The 5,968-nt window shown below is 39.3% G+C and carries 6 protein-coding genes; 3 read left to right on the top strand and 3 right to left on the bottom strand.

The window, feature by feature from the left end; translation table 11 throughout:
• The 3 genes from F607_RS31525 to F607_RS31520 all read left to right on the top strand — a co-directional run.
• Window positions 1-255 (top strand): endonuclease domain-containing protein (locus F607_RS31525; RefSeq protein ID WP_038292163.1); only part of this gene is annotated, 255 nt, incomplete at its 5' end.
• Between the two features lie 619 nt (window positions 256-874).
• Window positions 875-3,064, top strand: coding sequence for an SF1B family DNA helicase RecD2 (gene recD2 / locus F607_RS0124035; RefSeq protein ID WP_027710096.1), 2,190 nt, complete (start codon window positions 875-877; stop codon window positions 3,062-3,064).
• A gap of 368 nt (window positions 3,065-3,432) precedes the next feature.
• Entirely contained in the window at window positions 3,433-4,662 is a 1,230-nt protein-coding gene (locus tag F607_RS31520) for a trypsin-like serine peptidase (protein WP_051311790.1), read from the top strand.
• 53 nt (window positions 4,663-4,715) lie between these two features.
• Here F607_RS31520 and F607_RS0124025 read toward each other — a convergent pair whose 3' ends face one another.
• From F607_RS0124025 to F607_RS36245, 3 genes are all read right to left on the bottom strand, one after another.
• A complete protein-coding gene (locus F607_RS0124025; RefSeq protein WP_027710095.1) occupies window positions 4,716-5,108 on the bottom strand; it encodes a hypothetical protein in 393 nt (130 codons plus the stop codon).
• A 116-nt stretch (window positions 5,109-5,224) separates the two neighbouring features.
• A complete protein-coding gene (locus F607_RS34365; protein WP_157365588.1) occupies window positions 5,225-5,362 on the bottom strand; it encodes a hypothetical protein in 138 nt (45 codons plus the stop codon).
• A 334-nt stretch (window positions 5,363-5,696) separates the two neighbouring features.
• Window positions 5,697-5,968: transposase (locus F607_RS36245; protein WP_027707898.1), on the bottom strand; the 272-nt coding region annotated here is incomplete at its 5' end.

The following is a 5,968-nucleotide window of genomic DNA, read 5'->3' as shown; positions in this document are numbered from 1 at the left end:
CAATTAGGAGTTAAATTTAGACGCCAGCATACTATTGGTCATTATATAGTTGATTTTTATTGTGCTGAGTTACGCTTAGTCATTGAGATTGATGGTGAAAGCCACTTTACCTCAGAAGGCATGGTTTATGATGAAATACGTGATAAGTTTCTTGAATCTTGTGGCTTAAAAGTACTTCATTTTACTAACCAGCAGGTGATGTGTGAGTTGGAAGGTGTATTAAGTCGAATTTTCATTGAAGTAAATAAAGCTTAAACCGCAATCATCCAATTTTACTGCTAGAAACAAACCCCACCCCTTCCCTTGCTAAGGGGAGGGAGCAGACCTTGCAAGCAGTAAACATCTTTTGTTTCAGGTAAGCACAATCAGTTCCTCCCCTTTGTTGAAGGGGGAGGTTAGGAGGGGGTAAATAAAGCCAGCAGGCAAATAAGATGTTTGCAGTATAAATCCACAAGCCCCACCCCAACCCTCCCCTTGCTAAGGGGAGGGAGTAGAACGTGCAAGTAGCAGACATCTTTTGTTTCAGGTGAGCACCATCAGTTCCTCCCCTTTACTGAAGGGGGAGGTTAGGAGGGGGTTAATAAAGCCAGCAGGCAAATAAGATGTTTGCAGTATAAAACCACAAACCCCACCCCAACCCTCCCCTTGCTAAGGGGAGGGAGCAGACCATGCAAGCAGTAAAAATCTTTTGTTTCAGGAAGCACCATCAGTTCCTCCCCTTTGTTGAAGGGGGAGGTTAGGAGGGGGTTAATAATCACTAGGTTTGGCATTCTTTTGTAGCTTTGTAATACTAGAGCCAGCTAATAGCAACCTATCAACTAATTGCAGAGATAGCCCAACACATGCTTCCACCATTAACAGTTAATCATCGCCTATGAACCAAAACACCACAAACCATCAACCACAGGAGCGTTTGGAAGGTAGCGTTGAGCGGGTGACGTTCCATAGTGAGGAAACCGGGTTCTTTGTGGTGCGGGCCAAGGTGCGTGGTTATCGGGAGTTGGTCACTATAACGGGTAGTACGCCAGCTATCACTGCAGGTGAATATATTGAAAGCTTTGGTATCTGGGTGAATGATCCTCGTCATGGCCTGCAGTTTCAAGCGCAGTCGGTGAAGATGATTGTGCCGACAAACCTGGAAGGTATGCAGAAGTATTTAGGTTCGGGCATGGTGAAGGGGATTGGCCCCCACTTTGCTAAACGGTTAGTGAAGCATTTTGGTGAGCAGGTATTTGATGTTATTGAGCATCAACCTGAGCGCTTATTGGAGCTAGAAGGTATTGGTAAAGTACGGCAGGAGAAGATTACTTCGGCATGGCAGGAGCAAAAAGTCGTACGCGATATTATGGTGTTCTTGCAGTCTCATGGTGTGGGTACGGCGCGTGCAGTACGTATTTATAAAACCTATGGTGAAGATGCGGTTGATAAAGTTTGTGCAAATCCTTACCAGCTTGCACTGGATATTCATGGTATTGGTTTTAAAACAGCCGATCAGATTGCCCAACGACTGGGCATCGAGCCTACTTCATTAATACGCGCCCGAGCGGGCATACGGCATGTGTTGCAGGAGATTTCTGGCAATGGGCATTGTGCTGCCCCATTTGAAGAGCTGGTTTTATCTGGAGAGAAGCTTTTAGAAATTCCAGATACTGTTTTACGCCAAGCGATTAATGAGGAGTTAGTTGCTGAAAATCTGGTTGCGCAAAATATTGATGGCGTACCTTGTGTTTTTTTAACGCCTTTATTTCATGCTGAACAAGGTGTAGCTAATCATATTCATCGACTCGCTCGAGGTCATACCTTTTGGCAGGGCATTGATTTAACCAAAGCAATTCCTTGGGTGGAACAGCAAAATCATATTCAACTCTCAGCTTCTCAACAGGATGCTATCCGTCAGGTTATTCACAACAAGTTCTGTGTGATTACAGGTGGACCTGGAGTGGGTAAAACCACAGTGGTTAATAGTATTTTGACGATTATTGCTGCTAAAAAAGCACATGTTACCCTGTGTGCACCTACGGGTCGGGCGGCTAAACGTTTGAGTGAGTCAACGGGACGAGAAGCCACGACTATTCACCGCTTATTGGAGTTTGATCCAAAACAGTTTGATTTTAAGCGTAATGCAAAAAAGCCATTAGAAACAGATTTCTTGGTGGTTGATGAGACATCCATGGTGGATGTGGTGCTTATGAATCAGTTATTGCGTGCGGTGGCTGATAATACAGCTGTTTTATTAGTGGGTGATGTCGATCAGTTGCCCTCTGTGGGGCCTGGGTCAGTACTGGCAGATATTATTAACTCAAACACTGTTACGGTTGCAAAATTAACAGAGATTTTTCGTCAGGCTGCGACGTCAAAGATTATTACTAATGCGCATAGTATTAATAAAGGCTATAGCCCGAAAGTCAGTGAAAAAGGAGAAAAGTCTGACTTTTACTTTATGGAAGTGGATGAGCCAGAGTTAATACAAGCAAAGCTGATATACTCGGTAAGCGAACGTATTCCCAAGCGATTTAATGTTGATCCCATTAATGATATTCAAGTGCTTACGCCAATGAATCGCGGTGGTCTTGGTGCAAGAAGCTTAAATCTGGCGTTACAAGAAAAGATGAATGGTGACGCACACCCTAAAATAACACGATTTGGTTGGACGTATGCACCTGGTGATAAAGTCATTCAAAATGTAAATAACTATGATAAGGAAGTGTTTAATGGAGACATTGGTCGTGTTCAATCAGTTGATTCAGAATCAGGAGAGTTGTTGATTAATTTTGAAGGGCGCGATGTTGCTTATGAAATGCATGAACTAGATGAGCTTTCCTTAGCTTATGCAACAACTATCCACAAAAGCCAAGGTTCAGAGTACCCTGTTATTGTGATACCAATAGCGACTCAACATTTTACACTGCTTGAACGTAACCTGCTTTATACTGGTGTTACACGTGGAAAACAGTTAGTTATTTTAATAGGTCAGAAAAAAGCAGTAGCAATGGCTGTGCATAATGTCAAATCCAGCAAGCGTTTGACTTATCTACAGCAGACATTACAGGCGCTATTTAAATAACTTGTTATAAATATGCAATGTGTTTGATTGTTTTTTTGATAGAATGTATTTCTGTTATTATTTTGAGTTTTATAAACTTAATTAAAGTAATTGAAAGTGACTAATTCTATATCTTTTTTGAATACCTATCGTATGAATTGAATAAGAAGAAAAATATCAATTGCAAAATTACATTCAAGCAAAAATCTTAATTTGATAAAAAAATTAACACCTCGTTCATTTTATTTATGCCAGAATAATAAGTGTTAATAATAAAAATGCTTAAGTGCGCACTTTGCTGTAGGTATACATTTAGTTTTTTTAATTAATTATGCTCAATCAGCTGAATTGATTTACTTCTATTTTATGTGTAGCCAGGAGGCATAGGCATGTTAACGGACTTACTTAAAACTAAGCTTATAGCGAGTATTTTGTTGTCATTATCAGCCACACCCGTTTTATCCCAAGATCAGAATAATACACTAGAATATATTCCTTCTGTGAGCAGTGAGGAATTAGAAGGATCTTTAAAGCCCATTATTATTGCAGACCGTGTTGAAATGCCTGCATCATTATTGGGTGGAGATATTGAAGCACTTGGAGGAGGGGTCACTATTAGTGAGCCTGGTGCGAGCTTCATAAAGGTGCATTTTTCTGAGTTTGATATTCCTAATGGTAGCTGGGTCACGGTGAGCAATAAAGATGGGTCAGAGGAATATCGTTATAGTAATTCGCAACGTGATGACTTTACTGTAAGTGATGATGAAGATGGTGTAAATAGTTGGGCCAGTATGTCAATTACGGGCGATACTGCTATTGTGAGGTTGCACCAGCATGAGGCAACTACGTGGGTACCCACTCAAAATAAACTCAAAATAAGTCACTACATGAAGGGCTATTCTGAAAATGAAATTGCCTACCGTGTTCGTACGTTGTCTACCTGTGGTAATAATGAGCGAAAAGATGTTGCTTGCTATGAACGTTCACATCCTACTGAGTTTAATTATGCTAAAGCGGTAGGACGATTAGTTATGGGCCGCGGTTTGTGTACAGCTTGGCGAGTAAGTGCTGATAATCGTGTATTTACTAACAATCATTGCATGAGTACCAGTTCATCTATCCGTGGCTCTGAAGTTTGGTTTAATTATCAGCGGAGTAGTTGTGGCGGACAGAGAATGAATCAAGTAGTTAAAGTTTCCGGACAGTCGCTACTAAAAACGGATTATACCCTTGATTATACGCTATTTACGGTAAATAACTTTAGTGCAATAAAACAGTTTGGTTATTTGGGCTTAGAAGTGCGTGACCCACAAAAAAATGAAGTGATATATATTGCTCAACATGGTAGTGGTGCACCAAAGCAGTTTGGTATAGAAAGTGACTATAATTCAGGTAATGTCTGTCGAGTTGATGCGCCAAGTCGTTCTGGTCGTGGGAGTGGAACTGATTTAGGTTATTATTGTGATACAACTGGTGGTAGTTCAGGATCTCCTGTTTTAGCCAAAAGCTCCAATAAAGCTATTGGTCTACATCACTATGGTGGCTGTTTGAATCAAGGTGTTAAAATTTCGCGTATCTGGCCACAGGTTAGAAGCTTTTTCAATAATCAAGTACCTTGATTGAGCTTCTGTTAATTAATGACTCCCCCTAGTAATCTTCTAGAGGGGAGTATCTAAGTTTTTCCTAATAACCATTTTTTTGCTTCTTGTTCTTCGTAAAAAAGCTTAATATTGACACGCCTATCTTTTGCTATTCGAGTCACGGACTCAGCACCATAATTGGTCGGCGTCGTAATAATTGCAATTTGGGTATTTTGAGGAAACCCTTCAGAAAAAAAGCTAGTAGCAAAGTTATAATAATCCATAGCATTTCGGTGAACTGACTCACCCATTTCTTTAAGGAAAACAAGCAAGCGATAGTTATTATTTTGCTGACATGCCTTAAGCACTTTTTTTCGAGCGTGTCTAAGTAAATGACTATCAATTTCTACTGCTTCTACTTGTATATATTGAAGCTGTGGATCAAAAGTAGTTTTAATACGTTTCAATACAGGGTCATTTTTCATAATGAAAAGTTATTTATAAAATAATGTAGACTCATTTTTTAGTGTAAATGATGACATAGCTATTCTCTTCAAAGGTATAGTATAAACTGTAAATATTACATTTCATCGTATAAATGTCAGGGTAAAGATTGTGGTCCTAATACACGCATAATTTCTGAAACGGTTGTTAAACCTGATTTTACTTTATCAAAGGCATCGTCTAATAAGGTGATCATATCTTCACTGCGGGCATATTCAAAAACCTCATTTGACATATTAAAACTATTTTAACTATTTCATGGTTACGCTGTATATTTTTTAGTGGAGCATTTATTTATATATAAATAAATGATAAGCCTCCTTTTATCATTGAAATTCAAGCGGCAGTTCTTGAGTAAGAATATGAGGTAGCAAAATAGCACACTGCTAGTTCTAACCATTTAATTTTTTTATGACCACGATAACGAGTGCTGCTAATTTTTTTTAAAGTAAAAAATGGTAATAAACTTGGTTATATTGTCTTGCCATATCTGCTTCGTTTACTAGCTACCCGAGAGTTTCTATGTCAATTTCATCTTTTGCTAAATAAACTGCTATCTATGATACTACCTAGTCACTAGCAAAGGATACCGTTGTTTCTCTAAAAAATGATTTTATTAATGCTTTATTTTGTGCAATCAATTCTAAATCGATAAATGTTCTTTCTAGCAGTGATTCCCCCTTTTTAAGTGGCATCCGAGCAGTGCCTGTCTGTCGAATGTAATTCCATACCAGTTCATCAGGATTAAGATCAGGGGCATAGGGTGGCAAGAGAAAAATGCTTATTTTTCCTTGCTGTCTTGCTACAAATTGGCGTACTTTTTTGCTTTTATGCACTGGAT

Origin of the sequence: Zooshikella ganghwensis DSM 15267 (assembly GCF_000428585.1) — a bacterium.
GTDB lineage: Bacteria > Pseudomonadota > Gammaproteobacteria > Pseudomonadales > Zooshikellaceae > Zooshikella > Zooshikella ganghwensis.
This window is presented reverse-complemented; position numbering and strand designations above follow the sequence as displayed.